Below are 18,931 nucleotides of genomic sequence, written 5' to 3' on the forward strand. Positions count from 1 at the left end.
CTCTATGTATTTGTATTAATATCAAACCCAATTTGCATGGTTCCATTCATAGCTCTTAGTTGGCTAACGATTGGCGTTATCATGCTTAAAGTTGCCGTTCCTGTTGATTCATTTACTTGAACATCTAAATTCTGCTTAAAAAACTTAAATGCTTGTGAACCAGCCTGAATCAATCCATATCCTCTTCCAGATAACGTGTCAAACAGCCCGTATTGAAATGATTTTATTGACTCTGCGTTTGCCATTCTTATTCCTGGCACAATATCTCCAGTTGTTAGGACAGTTTGAGCGTATTGCTCTTTATTATTGTTAAAGAAATACTCTCTTATAGCTGATGCAGTATCTACGTAGTTTAAATATTTAAAAGTTGTATCAGGTGATCCTGCTCCATTTGTAAGGTAAGTTGTTACAATATCCCCACAGACTATTCTATTAAGTGCTGAATTATTACCCATTAAAGAAACACCACCTTCATTCAAAGCATCTTGCTCTGATGATGACCAACCATAATTTTTAACGATTACTGGAAGATTCGACAATGGTGTTTCGTGATACGGCGTTGCTGCTCTAAATGTTCCGCCAAATGTATTTGTTACATTACCACCGACAAGATATGAAGCAATATCTGCGCCATCTGTCAATCTAAGGCTCCTGACTGCTGAAAAAATAGAACTAATGACAGGGTTATATTCTAATAAAGCGCCACCTTTTAGGTCGCTCTCATTTTTTTTCTTATCAGATATATAAACCATTGACTGAGAATTTATTGTGCTTATTGCCGAAATAGCATTGGCTGTTGTATCATTTGACGCGCTTACAATTGCAACTCCGTCCCTTATAGCATTTGACAAATTAAAATTATTATTTAAGTAAGTGGCTATTGTGCTTAGTGTATAAACAGATGGGTACACGACAGTTTGGTATCTTGTTGAACCTAATGTGGTTGGTAAATCTGGAATTGTGACATCACCGACTCCACCTGTAAAACCAACTAATGCAGTGGTAATTCCAGCCACACCATTAATTAACCTTATTTTTATATCATTACCATCTGTGCCAGTATGTGTAGCAGTTAATGTTAAAACATTGCTTGCAACGCTTGCAGTACAAAGAATAGAATCATCTGCATTGATTGCTGTTTGCAAATTTGTTAAAACTGCGGTATTTGATTGCCCATTGCTTACTCCAACGGTAAATGTATGCAGCGTTTCTGACTGAATAGCAATTTTATAATTTGCTGCTTCTGTAGATGATCCGGTTAAAGTTATAGTAGCTGTTGCTGCTGCAGCGCCTCCTCCAGTTGGATCTGCTAAAGGTATAGCATCAACTCTTGATTTTGAATTTATTTTTCTAAACTCTCTAATCATAGTTGCCAACATCGATCTTTGACCGAACAATGTGTTCTCTTCTGAGTTTGTGCCAATATCTTCAACAAGATTTCCAGCCGTAGCACTACCACCGTTTAATTGTCCAATAAATAATACTTTTTGAGGTGCATTCTCTACCGCCTGAGCAGCTGAAACTATGTTGAATGTGACATCTGGCTTTGATACTATCGACATTTAATTTTTCTCCTTAGAAATCTGGATTAACGTCTAAATTGATATCATTGTTCATTTCTATATCGCCTATTTTAATTGACATATCAATGTTACGAAATGGCCCCAACTGTGTAACTATATGCGTGTCACTGAATGTTACGTCAAATTGAGCAAAAAACTTATAGCCATGCACAATATGGGATCTATCATATTTAATATTTAGGTCACTTATAAAATCTAATAAAAATGTATTTGACGAATCATATTGTTTTATTGGCTTTAAGCGAAGTAATGACTTAAATAAAGCCAACTTAACATCTTCCAACTGATCTCTTATTACCGCTCCAGATATGTCATTTGACGATGGAGCAAAAATAACAATATCAAAATCTTCAATCGTTCTTAATCTATACTCTGTTGATTGAGTATGCGTTGTTACAGCATCACTTAGGACATTTCTATTTTTACTTGAAGTTGTATTGCCATGTATAACAAAGAGCCAAAACTTACTATATTCATATAAACCATTTGTAAGTTTTGTATATGATTCTTCTGCTCTATCAATATCGTATGCTCTTGATACTCGCAACCCTGCATGCATAAATGCATCTTCCGTTGTTGTCGTTAAAGATGATTCTATTGCGTATGTAAACGTAGTAGAGCTTGTAACCGTTACTACCTTAGTTCCATTAAGTTCATTTGATGAATAATTTAAAACATATCCATCTGGAGTATAAACCCCGTCTGATAGACTTGTCTTGAATGTAAATACGAATCTGTTTGGAACTTGTATTAGCTCAAACTCTCCATTTAATCCGGCTTCACTAAACCCTGTTAAATAACATATATTTTCTTTTTTTTGTGTTTTAAAATTAAAATTTTCAATCATTCCGTGATCAATGCTGGTTCTACATGTTGCAACCCCATTAACGACTGAAATAGACGCTACATCAACTCTAATAATTGCATCTGTTATTACAACATACTCTCCGTTTTGTAAGCCATGGTCTTCCGATGTTGTAGAGGTAGCTATTCCTCCAGTTGCCACAATGCTTGTAATATTTTTTTTGTCTGAAAATTTGTCACTATAAAATGGTAGCTGTTGTGACAATACATTGACGATTGGAGCCGTTTTCACTTATTTAGCTCCTTTAATATCTGTGTCTTGAGATGAGTATAAGCATTTCCCTCATTATTTTTTATTGAAGGTTTTAGATATGGTCGTGGTGCTAAATTATTTTTTGGATTTCCTAATTCAAGAGGTCTTGCATAGTTAATTTTTTTCTTATCTCCTGCACCAAAAGTTAATGTGTCTGAACCATTGACGTTATAATTTACAGTCTTTTTAAGTTTTCCAGTCATTATTGCTGCTGGATGATTTGCTCTTGATGGGTGATGTTTTACCCATATGCCATTAATTTTAACAAGATATGCCTTTGATACATCTCTTTCTGTTGTCTCCATCAACTTTATGCTTTCTTCTTTTAAATCTTTTCCTAGAGCATGAAAAGCTGAAGCAATGCCCTTTTTAGTCATATTGTTGATTTTTTCAAGACGATTAAACTCTTTTAAATCTCCTAAATTCATTTTTATGTTTATCATGATTTGCTTGCTCCTTTGCTAGTTGACCCAGTTTCAATACAAACAAGACATAAAAAAATGTTATTTTCTTCAAGATTCTCAACTCTAATTATCTTGTAATTCTTATTGTTAAAAATTATCCAGTTTTCACTCGTAATGTCATTCCTATACCTGATATAAATGTTATGCGTAGGTATTTCTTCATCCGTCACACCATCTAAAGACATTATCCCTTTAACATTTTCAATTGCTGCCCACACATTTCTTATTAAGGTAAAATTCAAATCATAATCTACTGATGAGTATGATGGGTTAAGGGGGCTTGTTAGAGACCTCGTGTAAAGGCCAATATATTTATTTAAATCGCCAATGCATACTTTCCTTTTTTGAATAATTATTTTTTTGCATGAACTCATATATTCAATACCCTATAGTGATCTAGTATTGATTTTGATGTAGCATTTAAATACTGACCACATGCGCAATTTATTTGTGATGAATTAAAGCAATCCCCTCTATTCTCATATAGCATTGCAATTAATTGATAAAATACATTTTTTATATCATCTGGTATTGATGCGCTATCTTCTCCAAAACCAACTGTGAAAGTAATAGTAATAGCTTGTAATCTTCTTGATAAATCACTTGGGAAAGTTTTATTGTTTACGAGTAAAATTTTACTATAGTCTCTCTCTAAAGTATTATAATAAATGCTTGGATCAACATTTGTTTCTACATTGTTTGTGTTAATATATTTAATGCTATCTACAGTATTAAGAATTGATCTTTTCAACTCCCAATATTCGTTATAACACGATAAAAAATTATCTCTGTAAGTTTCATACTGTGTGCTAATTAAAATTCTATTGATATAGTTTTCAATATATTTTGTGACAGATTTAATCATCAACGTTAGCAGTGCATCCTCAACGTTATCATCAATTCTTAGATAAAGTTTTAAATCTGCTAAAGATATAGGTAATTCTGTTGGTGTTGTGATCGCCTTATAAGTATATGCCCTAGACATTTCTACCTCTAACCGTCACTTTTATTTGATTTGTGTTTTTTTATTTTAGTATCTTCTTTTTTTCTGTTTTTAAGAAATTCTTCAAGTTCAAATATTGTTTTATTTGTCCAGCAATCACAAAATATTTTCGCATTGCTGTTAATGGCTTCATGTAAATATTCATGTTTTTTTATCAACTCATTATCTTTCATCCATGGAGATAATATCTTCATTTCTATAAGCTGATCTATTGTTAAAAAATATGAAATTTTCCACCCGAGGTTAACTCTTTTTTTAGCTTCTTCATAATCAGATTGATCACAGATATTATAAATTATTTTTTTACTCATGACTCCTTTGAATATAAGGCTGGTGTCGATATCATCACAGTTCATACCATACGTTATTTTAATATTACCAAACGAACTAGATAAATAGTCATCAGCATTGGCGCAAAATAAAAACGGTGATGGTGAGTTATATGTTATATCTACCCCAGCATTATTATTGGTCATTTTTCACTGCCTTTTTTAGATTTTATGGAAGAATTTAATTTAGAACTACTGCCTGATTTTTTATTATCAGATTCATCATCATGTTTTACTTTTTTATCAATTTTAAATATGAATCCAGTATCAATCAGTTTTTTGATCAACAAATTGTCCAAGTCTTTTAAATCATGCTCTTTAGAACCATGAAAATATTGAACTATCTTGCCATCATCCCTATTAAGAAAGCTGAAATCTTTTTTAATACTATACATAGTATCAACCTAAGATGCCGGCTGCTCATAAAGAGATGATTTAATTCCATACGTTGATGTATTAGCAACTGGATTTGTCATATTGATTTTGATATACCTTTTTTTACCGACATATCCAATAACGCCTACTCCAGCTGCTGTAAATGTTGTATCGCCTATTAGCCATTTTGCATCAACAGTTGCACCGTCTGACAGGTTTGATTCATCACCATCAGTTACGGTTACAACACTATTATTTGCATGGTTAAAGACAAATGTTAATGCATTAGCTCCCTGCATATCGACAATAGTTGTATCTAGCGTCAATTCCTCTGCTTTAATTAAACTTGCAAAATCTTGATTAGCCATAATTATTTTTCCTCAATATTTTATATTTTATACTGCGCACTTAAGCACTACACCAGCTTCTTTCAACAGAACACCGCCACCAACGAATCTCTGGACATATGTGACCGTTTTACCCTCATCTTGCAAAATATATGGATTACGAGTAACAATTGCTTGAAATGCATCAACTACTTCATACATTTTGGAGAAATCTGCAAAAATGACATTTTCAGAATTTGCCCCAATAGTTGCTGACATATCAGGTAGTTCAACATATGCATATCCATTAATTGAATTTGGAACACCAGCAGCCATGTTACCCATTTGCCACACATACTGACCGTTACCATCTTTTAAGGTTCTTACAAATGCGGCAACTTGTCTGTTCATACCATAAATCGGGTTGTAACCAGTTTTAAGTTGCCCAGCAAGTTTAATAAGTGCATCAAAATCAAAAGTAGCAGCACTTCCAGAGTTAAATCTTGTAAGACCAGCTGATGTTGACATAAAACCAAGTGGCTTTTTAACTCCATCTCCATTGACAAAGGCTGATCCTTCTGCTTGAGCAAAATATTCGTTCATGTCGCTCATGATTTCATTTTCAATATCAAACATTGAATCAAGCAAAGCTTCATTAGTGACTTCAACCTTTCCTGTCATTGAATTAACAGAGATTTCTTTTTTCCCATACTGGCTATTGCTTGATGTTCTATTTTCACCTTCACCTGTCCAATATGCAGTCAACAATATATCTCGGGTAACTGTAGCAGCTTTGAGGGTGTTTACTTTCCTCATTCTTGCAAGCTGCCTAATTGGGCTTGTTTCCGTAATTGGCTTGATAATCATATTATCAACATCTTCTGGTTTCATTAAAAACCCACCTTGGACATTGTTATCTGTTCTAAGATATGATTTTACAACGTCATTCATTTCACCGTATGCAACGTAACTTTCTAGAGCTTTAATGCTATCTGATTTTTGCCTGTACTCTGAATTTCCAGATCCAATTCTACAAATCTGCTTTTCTAAAAGATTTACTTGCCCCGTTAACTCATCTTTTAATTGCTCACTTTTCTTTACCTCCAAGGTAAGCTTTTGATTTGCCTCTTCTTGTTCCTCAAGTTTTTTAGATAAAGCATCATATTTTTTTTCTAGATTTACTTTATCGTCTACAGTGGCAAAGTTTCTGTCTTTCAACTTATCATTAATATCTCTGATATCATGAAGTGCTTTTTCTAAATCAAATTGCTCTGAACTCATTTTATGCCCTTAATTGTTTACTTAATTTATTTAATTCATTGAATAGCTTCACCTGATAATTGTCTTCAGATTCACTCTGAGATAAATTAGTTAGTGATGCTAAATATAAACTCGCAGATTTAGAAAACATTCCTGACTCCCTCAAGATATATTCAAGATCGCGTTTACTTTTTACTTTCTTAACTTCTTCAATTGTAAATTGCTTATCCAATTTAAAAGGATCATCTTTGCCCATTTTTTCGTAATAACTAGATACTACAGATTTAATCTTTGAAATATCACTTTCGCTGATATCTGAAACTCCCCCTCTAGCACCGTTCAGGACACCGACTATTGCGCTTAAAGCCCTTGGAACGGCTTTTAATTCACCATCAACTACTGTTGCAAACGGCATTTTATAAGATGTGAAATTATCATCATTCTCTGGGTCAAGCCACATAAATGCTCTTTTATAATCAGCGCTGGGTGATTCTTTTGAATTTGTATAGTGCCTTATTGATTTAACTGCTTGTGAAGAATCCCACGAAGTATCGTCATCTGCTAATGGAAGACTTTTATATGGATCCACTGACTTTATACTTTCAATAATAGCTTTTGGATTTGCAGGGATGCTGACTAAAGAAACTTCTCTTAAAAATGCTTTTTCAATGTATCTCAATCTATTTTTATAAGATATTCCTGATTTTGGAATAGACATCCCAATAGAAAAGCTTTTGACCGCACCTATTTCAAGTTGTGGAATAACTCTTGAATTTACAAACTGATCATTTTTTGGCAATAGCAGTTCAGTGTTAAGTCCTTTATTGTCACTTACAACATTAGCTATACCAATTGGCTGAGACTGATCATGTTGCCATAAAGCTATTGGTTTTTCAGAGCATAAAGATTCATCGAATGCCCCTTTATTAATAACGTCACCATCTCTATCAGCATTACCATATGTAGATGAATAACCTTTGATATGATAGTATTGATCATCGCTTTTAGTTTCAAGTTTGAAAGAGCAGTTTTTTGTAATATATAGCATACTGGCATAAATGTAGCATTATTAATATAAAATCTATCACGATATACAACTACATCAAGAACCCCAACATACTAATTAGTATGTTGGATATATAGAATGATTTTTTATTGAAATAAGTGAGAATGATACAATTTTTAATTGAAAGAAATTAGAGTTTTCAACTATTCAAGGTCAGTTTTTCTTGTAACAGAAGGGACTCCATTATTATCATAAACAACAAACTGACTGTAGCTTGTTCCTGAACTTTCATATGCTGTTCCAGACTTATCTGTATTAGTGTTTTCAGCATTTATTTTTGTTACAAGACAAACACCACGAGAACTGGCAGTCCAAGATGAGTGTGCTTTTATATGAAAACTATCATTTGAACACATAAAGCTAGCATAATGCACAGTTCCATCAACTCCATAATCAGTCGTATTTTGAATATGGACATAAGGATAAGACATCACATTTTGATTATCTGCCGCTAACGATAAAACTGGAGTTAAAAATGCTAATCCTAACAGTATTTTTTTAATCATCATAAAATCCCCATTTTGTTGATATTGATTGTATTTTTCGATGCAACTGAACCACACACTTTAGACATTATCATTTAATATGATCATTATTTACGGTAATCATTACTACTATTTAAATCCCCTATCAATAATAAATAGCTGAACACCTGCAATTACAGACATTATCTGCGGTGGCTCCATGTGAAATATCACCTGGTCTTGACAACAATTGATCTTTAACGATAAAAAGCTCTCCAGATTGGACAGTTTGCCCAAAAACATCGCCATGCCAAGCCCTTTCTCTTCCATCTAAGATAGTAACCCAAGTTTTTCTTGCTACATAATATTCTAGATTTTGAAGTGATAATGCTTCGACCTCTTTTTTTAGCTCTGCTGATTTTTGTGTTTCTGTTGTTGATATGTTCTGTATTCTTGATCTTGATATAGAATTAAAATATTTTGATATTTCCTTAATTTGAGATTTTTTATTTACTGCATGATGTATTGCATTATTTATATCTTTTTGCAATGTCTCAAGTATGAGTGGAATAACGATAGCTATTTCTTTTGTTGATTGTAATTTAAAATCATCATCTGTTTTCTTGTTTACTGCTTTTTTTTGTGGCCCGTCTAGGCTGAGAGGTTTAATAATTCCAGTAGAAAATAATTTACCAGTCTCATTATAGCTCTTCAGCAAAGTATTAGTGAAATTGCTCGCATAATTAAAAGCATTTACCCCAGTTTTAGCCTTCCTATATTGATCAACTAAATCAGAAAGTATTTTTTTATACAAAGTTAAAAGCAAATAGGACAGCTTTTTTTCCTGCTTGTGTTTTTTACCAAGCTCTTTATTGTGCCTTATTATCAGCTGATTCTTCGTTGGTTTCTTCATTATTATTCAAACTATCGTAAGTATTATCAGCAACGGGGATATTGTTTGATGGCATATAAATTTCATCTCCCCCACTATCTAGTCTTGGATCGCCTCTCATAGCCCTTATTTCATTAAAGGTATAAGCATTTGAGTCTGATTTCTGTTGTATAATTTGAGACTTTCTAAATGCAAGAGCTGGAATTGAATTTTCATCATATGTTATTTGATATCTATCACTATCAGTATTTGTATGATAAAAAATAAGGTCCTCAAGATGGCTGTATATCATTTTAGCCAAAGGCAAAACAGCGTTGTCATAAAGCATTAAATTGGCAACTGCTAAGTTGTTATATGTCATTGATGTTTCCGAAATTAATGCCAAAGGAATTTCAAGCTTTCTGTAAATCATCGTAACAACTGAATCTCTCATGGATTTATAGTCCATATCAACGTTTGTCATCGTTGTGCCAGTAAATTTCAAGCCACTTTCAAGAACCATGACATTACCAGCATTAGCAGTTCCAGAATAATACCTTGAAATTTGTTCCTTTAATCTTTCTACTTGATCATCATTCAGGGCGTTTTCCGTTGTCAAAGTACCACTTAATCTTGCCCCCTTTTTTAGTATCGATTTGTTGTGATCAGCCGATAGTAAATATTGTTCAATATCTTCACTTATTGGTAATAATCTAGATAATCCAAATTGATTTGAATAGTTATAAGAGGTGTTATATTCTCTTAAAAACACCCCTATTTTATTCTGATTTTGAGAAATAAGAAAATTAGAATCACTTGTTTCTTTTACCGTAAATTTATCTGAATAATAATCCTTATTCACTAATATATAATCTATATCGTTTAGCTTATTAGACTGTATAGTGACATATTGTGGCTCAATATAGCTTAACTCTTGTATTTTAGTAACTCCTGATGCTGTTAATAGAATATTGCCAGTAACAAGGTATGTGATTGCTATGTTTTTTAAAAATTGGCATTTATTCATTGAAACATTTGGATTGTCTAGAATACTCAAAATATTTGTGTCAATGAATTCTTTTTTTTCTTTGTCATACAGCTTTGGCTCAATACTTGAAAATTCCTTTGCAATTCTATCTATCGCATCATTAACTGGACCACATTTTTTGTAGTAAGAGTTCAGTAAGATAAAACCAAGATCATAATTACTGCCTGAAAATAAATAATTAGAGAAAGATTCTTCACAAAAATTTGAAAGGGCATCATAACTTTTCTGCTCTAACTTTTGTTTTTTATTTTTTCTGCTAAAAAAAATCATAGAACTAATACTCTTTGTTCTTTGTAGTTTAAAACAAGCTCCGTCATACCCCATACCATGGCATCTAATCTATCTGGAGATTTATCACTTTTCATTGGAACGTATTCAGTCAATTCTTGCTCCAATTCTCCAAGACCATCAAAATGACTCACTTTACCTTGTTCATATAAAGCTAATACGGGCTCTGCACGTGAAAACTTTCCTTTTGAAGCATGCACTTTTCTAACCATGATATTACTTCTTTTATTTTTAATAATTGCCTCAACTAAATCACCACCTTGGTTTGTTTCAGCAACAACATAATTAGCACAATGCTTATCATATGCATTAACGACTATTTGCGCCCAGGTATCAGGAGATGCCTTTGTTGAATAATCAGCGATAATATTTCCTTCTCTGCCATTACCAGAGCAAACTATAATTCCAGTTAAGTCAGAATTTTCTTTATTTGTAACTGCAGGATCAATTGCAACCACTGTCACTTTTTCTTCACATTTCTCTTTCGCTTGAGCTTGTATAATTAAATCTTGATTCCATAATGCGCCATCGACATCACTTAAAAATTGTCCTTTTTCAAATCTAAGTCTATCTCTTTCACTTAAGCTACCTAATACCTTTTCAATATATGATTTCCCAATATTTTGTTGGTTGTCTCGTGGATTCATAATTAAAGAAGAATAATCATTGGGATTAGATAGTTTTTTTCTTGTTATAGGATCAACTTTTTCAATAAACAATCTATAGGTCCAGTGCGATTTGCTTGGTGGATTACAGTCATAATACATTTTGTTTTCAAGAGCTGTTTTTTCAGCAAGCCTTGTTAGTACAATATTTACGCTTTCCCAGCTTAGCTGTGAGCATTCATTTAAATACACTGTTGAATACTCATTACCTAATATTTTTTCAACTCTGGCTTTATCATCAAGACCACCCAACCAAAGTTGAGAACCATTTGAGAACTCATAATAAAAATCAGTTTTATTTGGCTTATATTGAACATCTTTAAAACACTTATCCATAACCTTTGGAAGTGTATCATGCCAAATAGAAGTTTTAACATGATTAAATCTAAGCCTTAGTATGACGTGTCTGCTTTTGCATTTTAAAGATCTCAAAACTATATTTCTCACTGAAATAAAAGTTTTTCCACTTCGAGAACCACCGTAAAGCATGACATGTAAAGCATCTGACGCATGAAGTTTTGTAGCCTCAACTTGTTTAGCTGTCTTCTCAAAGCTTTCCGTCATCTTTATCTATCTTTAAAATTATTTGCTGATTTCCAGCATTAGGATTATCGATATCTGACTTAGTTTTTAATGCTGATAGCAACATCTTTGCTGTATCGTTGTTTATAAGCCCCTGGTGATAGCAGTCGTATATTTTTGAAATTTTTTCTTGATCTGTTCCTTCTGATAAGTTTATTCCCATACTTTTTAAATTTGCTATGTACATTCTATCTTGACGCTCAAGCAAATATTTTATGGCTTCTAGACGAGCAGATGTTGACTTTTCACTCATTTCTCTGGTAACTTCATTTAACTGATCTACCAGCTGTTGTCGACGCTCTGTAATGCCCTCGCGGTAAGCGTTTAAATACTTAGATTCTGAATCTTTCTTAATCCAATCATAATGAGTAACTGTGGTTATTCCTAATAAATCACAATACTGTTGCATAGAATCCGCCTTCCTAGCAGCATCTCTTACAATTTTTATATGTTTTCTTGAACCATCAAATCTGAATCTGAGCATATAATTTTAAAGAAGTTAGTTATTTTTTGATATTAATATATATCTACACGCTTATCAAAACCCCCAACTATTTAAGACGTTTAGCTATCTCCAAACACGATATAAAGCAGTAAGTGAGTTAATTTTCTTACAGCGCATAATCTGACTTTTAATGGATTCAATCTTATTTTTTTTAAGAAAGTCCTTAGATCTAATGGTAATTTGATATTTCTTGCATAGATAAGAAATATTTCTGTCATTACACCCTATTAAAACTGCAATTTGTTTTTTTGTCATCCCTTGTCGAATGCACTTTACTAAGAAAGTTGGTAATTCCATATTGTATTTATTTTTTACAATTTTATAGCTATTAATCATTCTAGCCATTTGTTTACCCCCTAGCTTTTTTTGCTTTTACATTATCAATTTTGCTTTTAACCCATTTCGACAATTTCTGTGGATGCTGAGGCATCATCCAAAAGATAAATACTGTTATAACCACGCCAATAATTAACGATATTAGGATTTCCCAAAAGCTATCTTTTTTTATTGTTATTGTGTTAGCTTGAAAATTATTTTGATCATTACCAGCTACTTTGCTTCTTTGAATTTTTTTTGTTGTAACCTTTCCGCCTTGTCCGGTATAATTGTTATCCCCCTGCTGATTATTTAGGTCGGTGTCGACTGTAAGCGTTTTTTGAGATCCACTGTTATTTGATGAGGACCCCATAGAAGAAATTAAATCAAGCGCAGATCCAAGGAAGGAGCATCCAGATATAAATAATATCATTGCAGTAATTAAACTTATTTTTAATTTTGTGTTCATAATTGCAGTTGCTCCTAATTTTCAACAGATCAAAACGGTATTTCATCATCTTTGAATTCATTTACTTGTTGTTGAGATGGGCTACCTCCTTTTGCTTTTTCGTATTCGTTTGTAACTGGCTTATCTGATGGTCTTGGTATTTGATTTTGTTCATAACTATCGATAGGAGGATGGCCATTGCTTTGCGAATTACCGCCAATCATTTGTATACTGTTTGCGAGAATTTCTGTTGTGTATTTATCCTGACCATTTTTATCTTGCCATTTGTTGGTGCGAATACGACCTTCAACATATATTTGGCTTCCTTTTTTGCAGTATTGCTGGACAACTTCTGCTTGCTTGCCAAATACAACAACCTTGTGCCATTCTGTAACATCAATATATTGCCCTGATGTGTTGTCTTTGTATCCGTCATTTGTTGCAATGCTAACATTAGCAATTGGTGAGCCATTTTGTGTATATCTTATTTCTGGGTCTTGACCTAATCTACCCAAGATTATGACTTTGTTTACTGTACCTTTTCCCACTTCTTCACCCTCGTTTGTTTATTGTCATAAAATATTTTTTGATAATTGAATTAGGTATCTTTAGCCAATCAAGTGGTTTTATATCTCCATTTTTATCCATTTTTGCTATGGCTCTTGCTGCTTTCCATTGGTCTTTTGGTGATTTAATTTCAAGCATTTTTCACATACTCATCAATTGTTTTAATTGCTTCATCTGCCCCATAACAAACAGCTGCCTTGTATCCAGAGTTGTTAAGTTGATATATCCACTCTTTCTGTTCTGGTGATACTCTGCCATTGCTTGATTTCATTTCGATAAATAAGCCGCTTTTATTGTTTGATACTAGGGGTATTAGGATATCTGGGAACCCTTTTGCCATTCCCTCAGCTTTAAGTTTGGCAACTACTCTCATTGCTGCATCACGATTTAAGAAGCTAAGCGCCTGAGCGTTAGGAATTGCCACCACTGGTATTTTTTTAGCTTTGCAGTACGATACTACTGTTTTTTGATGATCGTGCTCCGATATTCTCATCTAATCTCAATCCCCTTTTTACGATCAGAAAAATTAACGACCATGACATCATTCACTGGTTCACACTGGTTAAATCCTTCGTTCACAAAAATATCTAAGTCCCCATGTTTTGTTTTTTGTTCGGCAAGATATTTCACAAGTTCGCTTATTTTCATAGCTCAACATCACCACTATTAAGCTTTCTACATAGTTCTCTTGCTACTTCTTTTGACATGAAAACAGCGCCTAAAAATTTTTCAGGATAGTAATAACAATCATATTTATTTTCATTTTGATCGAAGAACACTAACCAGTTATGTTCAACGTCATTTTCTACATGCTTGAACTCAAAATCAGGATCAAATTCATCAACATAAGCCAACAATCTATTAAATGTACGCATCTTTTTAGCTGCTTTCGTAGCATTCTCTTTAGTTCTTCTAGACATTCCAAAATCACAAACTTCTGGGTTATCTTTATACCCGTAAAAAGTTAAACCATCCGACCCGATCTGATAAGCTCCCCCTCTAGGCTCCCAATTCTTTTTTACTATCTCTAAATTACACATTAAGTTATCGCTATAGTCTAAACCTACCTCTATACGCCCTGTACGTGATAGTTCTTCTATTTGCTCTTTCGTTAGTTCTAAAGTTTTCATTTTTCACCTATCTCATTTATTGCGTTTTAAAGCCATCTGTTGATTTTTTATTATTTGGATGTACGTTTGCCTATATTTTGTTTTTTACTCTGAAAATTGGGTGTTTTTGGCATCATCCAGCATGCTGCTGTTTATTTTTGATGAAGACTTTGGTCTCAATTCCCATAGCGGACAATCAACGCACTTGCAATTTTCCACTTGTTGCCTCCAAGTTCCTGAGCCACTGTCTAGCGGGTCATAGATACAATCTTTACACTTTTCGTTAACTGCTTTCCTAAATGACATTTCTATAAATTCCCTTTCTTGTTTTTAAACTCACCACGCTTGTACTTAGCAAAAAACTCTAAAAACACAGACCTTTTCATTTTTTTAACGCCTTCTGTTGGTTCAAGTTCTAGATTCCCAGCATCTATATGGTCATGAACCCATTTCGGCACTCTTCCAGCTATTTGCGCTGCTTGTGATATTGTGATTAAAACATCATCATTTTCAGCGATCACTTTGACATAGGTTAGAAGGCTATCGAGCTTGTCATTCAATCTCTCATAATCTTCATAAGTTGGGATATCTAATATCTGCTGTCTCATTGCTAAGCACCTTTGGCAATTATTTTTCTGTAGTCTTCGTTATTAAATCTTAAGCCACCACCCGACTCAAAGATGCGTGAAACAACTCTGTCACCAAGTGTTGACACAATTTCTTGCCAGTTCATATTGCTTGCGAGAATTGTTGGCATTTTTTCCCTGTAACGAAAATCTATAATTTCATTTAAGAGTGAAAACTCATATTCTGTGAAGCCCTTTAGCCCAATTTCATCGATAATCAACAAGTCGGGTTTTGTAAGCTGGCTAATTGCCCCAGTTAAGCTTTGACGTAGGTTTTGAGCATCACGCATCGCAAAAGTCAACATCATGAAAGTTGTATATTTAACATGGGCATAGTGTTTCATCATGATTTGATTGGCGATAGCACAGGCAAGATGCGTTTTGCCCGTTCCTACACTGCCGAACATCAAAAGGTCTTTACCATCTTCCATTGTCTGCTGCCAATTATCAGCAAATTTTTTACAAATATTGTACTGCTGCTTTGCCTGTTGCTGTTTGAAGTTGTTAAAACTTGCTTCCAGATGGCGTTTATGCATTCCGCTCTCTTTGATTCGCTTATCAAGTTTTGCTTGATGTTCTGCCAATGCATCGCTTTCTCCTGTACATTCAGGACAATCGAATCTAAACTCTTTTTTGTGTTTGTCACAAATGTTCATCGCCTTTTCTTTTGCTGCTGCAAGTTTGTTTTGAATATCATTTAGTGCTTTCATTATTCACCTCCCATTCTTTCCGCAGCATCAATGTAATAAACTCCTTCCGGTATGTCATATCGACCATTGTCGTTATTCAGCCCAGTTCTTGGGCAACCATTTGACTTACTACCCTGAGCTGCTGCTATCTGCTCTATCGTCACGTTGGCGTTGGCGTAGCCGTCCATTTTCGGGCTAAATAAAGTCTCTGGACGCAAATAAGGACGCATTTTGAAATCATGCCACCAAAGCGCTACTTGATTATCAACTGCGCGCTTAAACGAATCTAGATCATGTCCATCTGCAAAACGTGCGCGTATTAGCTCACGTGTTTTTTTACTGGTTGATTTATAATTACTACCAGTTTTCTGATTGAGATAGTTAACAATCTCAGCATAGGGGTAGCTTTTTGATTTCACATCGTCGGGGCTGCCCGACAAAGAACCTTTAGGTTCTAATATATCTTTATCTAATTCTATATCTCTTTCTAGGGAGCTAACATTAGTTTTACTGTTAGTTTTACTGTTAGTTTTACTGTTAGTTTTACTGTTAGTTTTTGCGATTTCTTTTTGTTTGCTGCGGTACTTTCTCATGTAGTTTTTTTGATATTCATTATTTTTTTCTATCTGATCTAGATTCTGATGCTTTGACCAATTAGGTATAGTCACAACATTGTTTACAATCTCAATCATTCCAAAATTTTCAAATGTTGTTAAAGCCAGTCTAATTGTGTTTATATTGCGCCTGAATATCGTTGCAAACATCTCTTCCGTGTAATGTATTCTCTCATTGAGAGTAAAAACACCTTTGTTATTGTTTTTGCCAGCTAAACATAGTAACTTGAACCATATGACAATTATTGAATCTGATTCTGGCAATGACTCAATTAAGTTTATTTTTTCATCATCAAAAATGTCAGTGCATATTTTAATCCACCTAACATTCATGGTGATATACTCTACTATTTCTTTGGTACATTTCTGGATCAAATTTAAAATATCCGGGGAAATTCATCGATAATTGTCTGGCTCTTTTCTCTGGAATAATATCGCCCCAGTTTGTTATAGCTACAGGACTTATCCCAAAGTATTCAGCTGCTTTTATCCCCTTGCCAAAAAAGTCTAAAACATCCTTCTTCTTCATTTAATTTTAGTTATCTATTTTCGTTAATTTTATTTAACATTGGTTAATTTGCAAAGTCAACAGAAAAATATAAATAGTTCCATAATCTATTAACTTAACTTAAACTACAGTAGTAAACAAATAACCTAATAAGGCATGATATGTTTGATTCAAATAAATTTAAATTGCTAAGAAAGCAAAAAAAATTGACTTTAAAAGAAATCGCTGAATACGCTGGGGTATCAACTGTAGCCGTTCATAAATGGGAAAAAAAAGAGACAACACCCAACAGTGAAAATATTATGAGGATATGTGAGATGCTTGATGTTGACCCTTATGAATTCATAGAAAAAAAGAAGACAACAAAAAAAATAAGCAACATGCTTGAAATTGGAATTAAAAAAGTGCCTATAATATATTTAACCAATGTTAAGGAATTTTTACGGATGGATAAGATAAATTCTTACGATAAGTATATAATATGCCCAGCTGATCACAGTGATAAAACATTTGCATTTTCGGTTGATTCTGACTCTATGGAGTCCTCTATGGGTAAGACATACCCAAAAGGAGTTCAAGTATATTGCGATACACAAAAAAAAGCTAATCTTGGAGATAATGTTGTAGCTGAGATGGAAGATGGCGAGATCATATTTGCAAACTTTGCTAACCATAGAGGTAAAAACATACTTAAGCCATTAAATACAAGATATCCAATTATAGAAGGTAATTTTAAAATACTAGGCAAAGTTATTGGGTCTTATCATCCAGAATAGTGCCAATATTAATCATGACTTAGCTTAATTTATATTTTTTTTTAAAACTACGATTAAATTTTTATTGACATTAATGTTAACATGAATTAATTTTTAAGGAACAAATGATAACCAAAAATGAAATGACATCGGTCATCATAAACATGCAAAAATCTAAACTCCCATCGATACATTGAAATGCTAAAACCAACCTTTAAGTCAAGTATTAGTTTAGTAATTTGTTAATTTAATAATGCGGTAGATGAGATGATAACAAAAGAATCACTGGAACACATTGATAACTTTAATGCTGGTATTGTTGATCAGAAAGTTAGAATAGATACACAACCTAAAAAACGACCTGAAATACCAAGGTCGGATGTATTTTACCAGTCAATATGCAGAGAGACATATGGATATTACATAAAAACATTTCCGCCCATCCCTTACCAAGAAGCTTCAAATTATGGAGTCATGAAAAAAAGGTTTCTACTGCCTGATAAATTATTATATTCGAACAGTAAATTTTTAGAATGCGAAAAGATGCTTAAAGAAATAATTAACAAAGTATATTTTGAATAATCTGAAATTTTGAATAAGGTAAATTTAAAATGACAACAAATGAAATTGATATGCATTACCTTCTAAGTAATGTCAATGAATCTGATTTGCGAAACATGACTATAAACCTAGCTGTATATTTTTCAATTAAGGATAATAAATATGAAGACGTCAAAAACACAAATCAATATTATTTTAAGATATCTTTTCAAGAAGAATTATTGAAGAAGCTATGCAAACTTCCATGCAATTGTCTTCAATGTTATCACCAGACCAATAATCAAAAGCATTATCAAGATAGTCTTGATGCGTATAACAACCTATAGCGTTTTTATTGCAAAATTTTGATGATCTATGAGGGCTAACAGATTTGAAATTTCCATGATGTATTTTGAATTCTTGCGATTTTGGTTTGATATTATATATGAAATGACCAATCCTATTATACTGCTTCATAAAATGATGAATATCATCAAGGCTTTTACAGACAAAAAGACTGTCATACCTTGAAGGTTTATCTGGGAAATTTCTTTGTCTAACTAGTTCTAAAATTGTTTCATAGTACATGAAGTAAACATTGTCATTCATGACGAATGAGTTGATATATTTTGCTTTATGTCCGCCTGGCTCTATTATTGCGCCAGTTTCTATATTTATATTGGTTGTCCAGTAAAGCTGATGGCCGCCAGTTGACACAAATCACTCCTTAGTTACATTTTGTTGGCAACAAAAATACTATCAGGCTTCCCATCGTCATACAATCCTTAGCAGTTTGTTGGCACAAATGCACCGT

General features: G+C 33.3%; 29 protein-coding genes. 2 read left to right on the forward strand and 27 right to left on the reverse strand.

All coding sequences use genetic code 11. The features are described 5' to 3' along the window. Window positions 1-2 precede the first annotated feature (2 nt). From A37Q_RS0109890 to A37Q_RS0110015, 26 genes are all read right to left on the reverse strand, one after another. Window positions 3-1,562, reverse strand: coding sequence for a hypothetical protein (locus tag A37Q_RS0109890; protein WP_018300112.1), 1,560 nt, complete (start codon window positions 1,560-1,562; stop codon window positions 3-5). Window positions 1,563-1,575: 13 nt separating this feature from the next. Beyond that, window positions 1,576-2,679 (reverse strand): hypothetical protein, encoded by a 1,104-nt coding sequence (locus A37Q_RS0109895; protein ID WP_018300113.1) that lies wholly within the window; start codon window positions 2,677-2,679, stop codon window positions 1,576-1,578. Next, window positions 2,676-3,143: a hypothetical protein gene (locus A37Q_RS0109900; RefSeq protein WP_018300114.1), complete on the reverse strand. Its 468-nt coding sequence runs from the start codon at window positions 3,141-3,143 to the stop codon at window positions 2,676-2,678. The genes A37Q_RS0109895 and A37Q_RS0109900 overlap by 4 nt, the downstream gene beginning before the upstream one ends. Further along, window positions 3,140-3,538: a phage head closure protein gene (locus A37Q_RS15200; RefSeq protein WP_018300115.1), complete on the reverse strand. Its 399-nt coding sequence runs from the start codon at window positions 3,536-3,538 to the stop codon at window positions 3,140-3,142. The genes A37Q_RS0109900 and A37Q_RS15200 overlap by 4 nt, the downstream gene beginning before the upstream one ends. Next, window positions 3,535-4,149 (reverse strand): head-tail connector protein, encoded by a 615-nt coding sequence (locus A37Q_RS15915; protein ID WP_018300116.1) that lies wholly within the window; start codon window positions 4,147-4,149, stop codon window positions 3,535-3,537. The genes A37Q_RS15200 and A37Q_RS15915 overlap by 4 nt, the downstream gene beginning before the upstream one ends. Window positions 4,150-4,157: 8 nt before the next feature. Next, on the reverse strand, window positions 4,158-4,643 hold the full coding sequence (locus A37Q_RS0109915; RefSeq protein ID WP_018300117.1) for a hypothetical protein: 486 nt from the start codon (window positions 4,641-4,643) through the stop codon (window positions 4,158-4,160). After that, on the reverse strand, window positions 4,640-4,891 hold the full coding sequence (locus A37Q_RS0109920; RefSeq protein ID WP_018300118.1) for a hypothetical protein: 252 nt from the start codon (window positions 4,889-4,891) through the stop codon (window positions 4,640-4,642). Before A37Q_RS0109920 ends, A37Q_RS0109915 begins: the two co-directional genes overlap by 4 nt. 9 nt (window positions 4,892-4,900) lie before the next feature. Then, window positions 4,901-5,239 (reverse strand): hypothetical protein, encoded by a 339-nt coding sequence (locus A37Q_RS0109925; protein ID WP_018300119.1) that lies wholly within the window; start codon window positions 5,237-5,239, stop codon window positions 4,901-4,903. A gap of 27 nt (window positions 5,240-5,266) precedes the next feature. Beyond that, the gene (locus A37Q_RS0109930) at window positions 5,267-6,478 is read right to left on the reverse strand and encodes a phage major capsid protein (RefSeq protein ID WP_018300120.1); all 1,212 of its coding nucleotides are present in this window, start codon (window positions 6,476-6,478) and stop codon (window positions 5,267-5,269) included. Window position 6,479: 1 nt separating this feature from the next. Next, window positions 6,480-7,505 (reverse strand): HK97 family phage prohead protease, encoded by a 1,026-nt coding sequence (locus A37Q_RS15920; protein ID WP_018300121.1) that lies wholly within the window; start codon window positions 7,503-7,505, stop codon window positions 6,480-6,482. A gap of 161 nt (window positions 7,506-7,666) precedes the next feature. After that, window positions 7,667-8,032 (reverse strand): hypothetical protein, encoded by a 366-nt coding sequence (locus A37Q_RS0109940; protein ID WP_018300122.1) that lies wholly within the window; start codon window positions 8,030-8,032, stop codon window positions 7,667-7,669. A gap of 121 nt (window positions 8,033-8,153) precedes the next feature. Continuing rightward, the gene (locus A37Q_RS0109945; protein WP_018300123.1) at window positions 8,154-8,900 is read right to left on the reverse strand and encodes a phage minor head protein; all 747 of its coding nucleotides are present in this window, start codon (window positions 8,898-8,900) and stop codon (window positions 8,154-8,156) included. Then, complete coding sequence (locus A37Q_RS0109950) at window positions 8,857-10,176, reverse strand: phage portal protein (RefSeq protein WP_018300124.1); 1,320 nt, start codon at window positions 10,174-10,176, stop codon at window positions 8,857-8,859. The genes A37Q_RS0109945 and A37Q_RS0109950 overlap by 44 nt, the downstream gene beginning before the upstream one ends. Next, entirely contained in the window at window positions 10,173-11,423 is a 1,251-nt protein-coding gene (locus A37Q_RS0109955) for a phage terminase large subunit (protein ID WP_018300125.1), read from the reverse strand. The genes A37Q_RS0109950 and A37Q_RS0109955 overlap by 4 nt, the downstream gene beginning before the upstream one ends. Then, window positions 11,407-11,850, reverse strand: a complete 444-nt coding sequence (locus A37Q_RS0109960) for a hypothetical protein (protein ID WP_018300126.1) — start codon at window positions 11,848-11,850, stop codon at window positions 11,407-11,409. The genes A37Q_RS0109955 and A37Q_RS0109960 overlap by 17 nt, the downstream gene beginning before the upstream one ends. 159 nt (window positions 11,851-12,009) lie before the next feature. After that, window positions 12,010-12,291: a hypothetical protein gene (locus A37Q_RS0109965; RefSeq protein WP_018300127.1), complete on the reverse strand. Its 282-nt coding sequence runs from the start codon at window positions 12,289-12,291 to the stop codon at window positions 12,010-12,012. A 4-nt stretch (window positions 12,292-12,295) separates the two neighbouring features. Then, the gene (locus tag A37Q_RS0109970; RefSeq protein WP_018300128.1) at window positions 12,296-12,730 is read right to left on the reverse strand and encodes a hypothetical protein; all 435 of its coding nucleotides are present in this window, start codon (window positions 12,728-12,730) and stop codon (window positions 12,296-12,298) included. A gap of 29 nt (window positions 12,731-12,759) precedes the next feature. Continuing rightward, window positions 12,760-13,257, reverse strand: coding sequence for a single-stranded DNA-binding protein (locus A37Q_RS0109975; RefSeq protein ID WP_018300129.1), 498 nt, complete (start codon window positions 13,255-13,257; stop codon window positions 12,760-12,762). Window positions 13,258-13,261: 4 nt separating this feature from the next. Further along, entirely contained in the window at window positions 13,262-13,414 is a 153-nt protein-coding gene (locus A37Q_RS16285) for a hypothetical protein (RefSeq protein ID WP_018300130.1), read from the reverse strand. Continuing rightward, window positions 13,407-13,769: a VRR-NUC domain-containing protein gene (locus A37Q_RS0109985; RefSeq protein ID WP_018300131.1), complete on the reverse strand. Its 363-nt coding sequence runs from the start codon at window positions 13,767-13,769 to the stop codon at window positions 13,407-13,409. Before A37Q_RS0109985 ends, A37Q_RS16285 begins: the two co-directional genes overlap by 8 nt. Beyond that, window positions 13,766-13,924: a hypothetical protein gene (locus tag A37Q_RS16290; protein WP_018300132.1), complete on the reverse strand. Its 159-nt coding sequence runs from the start codon at window positions 13,922-13,924 to the stop codon at window positions 13,766-13,768. Before A37Q_RS16290 ends, A37Q_RS0109985 begins: the two co-directional genes overlap by 4 nt. Continuing rightward, window positions 13,921-14,406: a hypothetical protein gene (locus A37Q_RS0109995; RefSeq protein WP_018300133.1), complete on the reverse strand. Its 486-nt coding sequence runs from the start codon at window positions 14,404-14,406 to the stop codon at window positions 13,921-13,923. The genes A37Q_RS16290 and A37Q_RS0109995 overlap by 4 nt, the downstream gene beginning before the upstream one ends. A 287-nt stretch (window positions 14,407-14,693) precedes the next feature. Continuing rightward, window positions 14,694-14,993: a hypothetical protein gene (locus A37Q_RS0110000; RefSeq protein ID WP_018300134.1), complete on the reverse strand. Its 300-nt coding sequence runs from the start codon at window positions 14,991-14,993 to the stop codon at window positions 14,694-14,696. 2 nt (window positions 14,994-14,995) lie between these two features. Next, window positions 14,996-15,721 carry an AFG1/ZapE family ATPase gene (zapE, locus tag A37Q_RS0110005; protein ID WP_018300135.1) on the reverse strand — a complete coding sequence of 242 codons (726 nt, stop codon included), beginning with the start codon at window positions 15,719-15,721 and terminating at the stop codon, window positions 14,996-14,998. After that, a complete protein-coding gene (locus tag A37Q_RS15220) occupies window positions 15,721-16,647 on the reverse strand; it encodes a phage replisome organizer N-terminal domain-containing protein (protein ID WP_018300136.1) in 927 nt (308 codons plus the stop codon). Before A37Q_RS15220 ends, zapE begins: the two co-directional genes overlap by 1 nt. Further along, entirely contained in the window at window positions 16,637-16,843 is a 207-nt protein-coding gene (locus tag A37Q_RS0110015; protein ID WP_018300137.1) for a Cro/CI family transcriptional regulator, read from the reverse strand. The genes A37Q_RS15220 and A37Q_RS0110015 overlap by 11 nt, the downstream gene beginning before the upstream one ends. Before the next feature lie 140 nt (window positions 16,844-16,983). Between A37Q_RS0110015 and A37Q_RS0110020 the strand changes: the two genes are divergently transcribed. Next, the gene (locus tag A37Q_RS0110020) at window positions 16,984-17,598 is read left to right on the forward strand and encodes a LexA family transcriptional regulator (RefSeq protein WP_018300138.1); all 615 of its coding nucleotides are present in this window, start codon (window positions 16,984-16,986) and stop codon (window positions 17,596-17,598) included. 246 nt (window positions 17,599-17,844) lie between these two features. After that, the gene (locus tag A37Q_RS0110025; RefSeq protein WP_018300139.1) at window positions 17,845-18,159 is read left to right on the forward strand and encodes a hypothetical protein; all 315 of its coding nucleotides are present in this window, start codon (window positions 17,845-17,847) and stop codon (window positions 18,157-18,159) included. Between the two features lie 174 nt (window positions 18,160-18,333). Here the strand turns inward: A37Q_RS0110025 and A37Q_RS15925 are convergent, their stop codons facing one another. Continuing rightward, window positions 18,334-18,834 (reverse strand): DUF2441 domain-containing protein, encoded by a 501-nt coding sequence (locus A37Q_RS15925; RefSeq protein WP_018300140.1) that lies wholly within the window; start codon window positions 18,832-18,834, stop codon window positions 18,334-18,336. Window positions 18,835-18,931 lie beyond the last annotated feature (97 nt).

Origin of the sequence: Fangia hongkongensis FSC776 = DSM 21703 (genome assembly GCF_000379445.1) — a bacterium.
Taxonomy (GTDB): domain Bacteria; phylum Pseudomonadota; class Gammaproteobacteria; order Francisellales; family Francisellaceae; genus Fangia; species Fangia hongkongensis.

Excerpts from the sequence above, each read along its gene's own strand:
- A37Q_RS0109915 (WP_018300117.1), bottom strand. The coding sequence starts at position 4,643 with ATGACCAATAATAATGCTGGGGTAGATATAACATATAACTCACCATCA.
- A37Q_RS0110020 (WP_018300138.1), top strand. The coding sequence starts at position 16,984 with ATGTTTGATTCAAATAAATTTAAATTGCTAAGAAAGCAAAAAAAATTG.
- A37Q_RS0109945 (WP_018300123.1), bottom strand. The coding sequence starts at position 8,900 with ATGAAGAAACCAACGAAGAATCAGCTGATAATAAGGCACAATAAAGAG.
- A37Q_RS0109970 (WP_018300128.1), bottom strand. The coding sequence starts at position 12,730 with ATGAACACAAAATTAAAAATAAGTTTAATTACTGCAATGATATTATTT.
- A37Q_RS0110000 (WP_018300134.1), bottom strand. The coding sequence starts at position 14,993 with ATGAGACAGCAGATATTAGATATCCCAACTTATGAAGATTATGAGAGA.
- A37Q_RS0109890 (WP_018300112.1), bottom strand. The coding sequence starts at position 1,562 with ATGTCGATAGTATCAAAGCCAGATGTCACATTCAACATAGTTTCAGCT.
- A37Q_RS0110015 (WP_018300137.1), bottom strand. The coding sequence starts at position 16,843 with ATGAAGAAGAAGGATGTTTTAGACTTTTTTGGCAAGGGGATAAAAGCA.
- A37Q_RS0109920 (WP_018300118.1), bottom strand. The coding sequence starts at position 4,891 with ATGTATAGTATTAAAAAAGATTTCAGCTTTCTTAATAGGGATGATGGC.
- A37Q_RS15220 (WP_018300136.1), bottom strand. The coding sequence starts at position 16,647 with ATGAATGTTAGGTGGATTAAAATATGCACTGACATTTTTGATGATGAA.
- A37Q_RS16285 (WP_018300130.1), bottom strand. The coding sequence starts at position 13,414 with ATGCTTGAAATTAAATCACCAAAAGACCAATGGAAAGCAGCAAGAGCC.
- A37Q_RS15200 (WP_018300115.1), bottom strand. The coding sequence starts at position 3,538 with ATGAGTTCATGCAAAAAAATAATTATTCAAAAAAGGAAAGTATGCATT.
- A37Q_RS0109955 (WP_018300125.1), bottom strand. The coding sequence starts at position 11,423 with ATGACGGAAAGCTTTGAGAAGACAGCTAAACAAGTTGAGGCTACAAAA.
- A37Q_RS0109940 (WP_018300122.1), bottom strand. The coding sequence starts at position 8,032 with ATGATGATTAAAAAAATACTGTTAGGATTAGCATTTTTAACTCCAGTT.
- zapE (WP_018300135.1), bottom strand. The coding sequence starts at position 15,721 with ATGAAAGCACTAAATGATATTCAAAACAAACTTGCAGCAGCAAAAGAA.
- A37Q_RS0109900 (WP_018300114.1), bottom strand. The coding sequence starts at position 3,143 with ATGATAAACATAAAAATGAATTTAGGAGATTTAAAAGAGTTTAATCGT.
- A37Q_RS0109925 (WP_018300119.1), bottom strand. The coding sequence starts at position 5,239 with ATGGCTAATCAAGATTTTGCAAGTTTAATTAAAGCAGAGGAATTGACG.
- A37Q_RS0110025 (WP_018300139.1), top strand. The coding sequence starts at position 17,845 with ATGATAACAAAAGAATCACTGGAACACATTGATAACTTTAATGCTGGT.
- A37Q_RS0109995 (WP_018300133.1), bottom strand. The coding sequence starts at position 14,406 with ATGAAAACTTTAGAACTAACGAAAGAGCAAATAGAAGAACTATCACGT.
- A37Q_RS0109950 (WP_018300124.1), bottom strand. The coding sequence starts at position 10,176 with ATGATTTTTTTTAGCAGAAAAAATAAAAAACAAAAGTTAGAGCAGAAA.
- A37Q_RS15920 (WP_018300121.1), bottom strand. The coding sequence starts at position 7,505 with ATGCTATATATTACAAAAAACTGCTCTTTCAAACTTGAAACTAAAAGC.
- A37Q_RS0109930 (WP_018300120.1), bottom strand. The coding sequence starts at position 6,478 with ATGAGTTCAGAGCAATTTGATTTAGAAAAAGCACTTCATGATATCAGA.
- A37Q_RS0109960 (WP_018300126.1), bottom strand. The coding sequence starts at position 11,850 with ATGCAACAGTATTGTGATTTATTAGGAATAACCACAGTTACTCATTAT.
- A37Q_RS16290 (WP_018300132.1), bottom strand. The coding sequence starts at position 13,924 with ATGAAAATAAGCGAACTTGTGAAATATCTTGCCGAACAAAAAACAAAA.
- A37Q_RS15915 (WP_018300116.1), bottom strand. The coding sequence starts at position 4,149 with ATGTCTAGGGCATATACTTATAAGGCGATCACAACACCAACAGAATTA.
- A37Q_RS0109965 (WP_018300127.1), bottom strand. The coding sequence starts at position 12,291 with ATGGCTAGAATGATTAATAGCTATAAAATTGTAAAAAATAAATACAAT.
- A37Q_RS0109985 (WP_018300131.1), bottom strand. The coding sequence starts at position 13,769 with ATGAGAATATCGGAGCACGATCATCAAAAAACAGTAGTATCGTACTGC.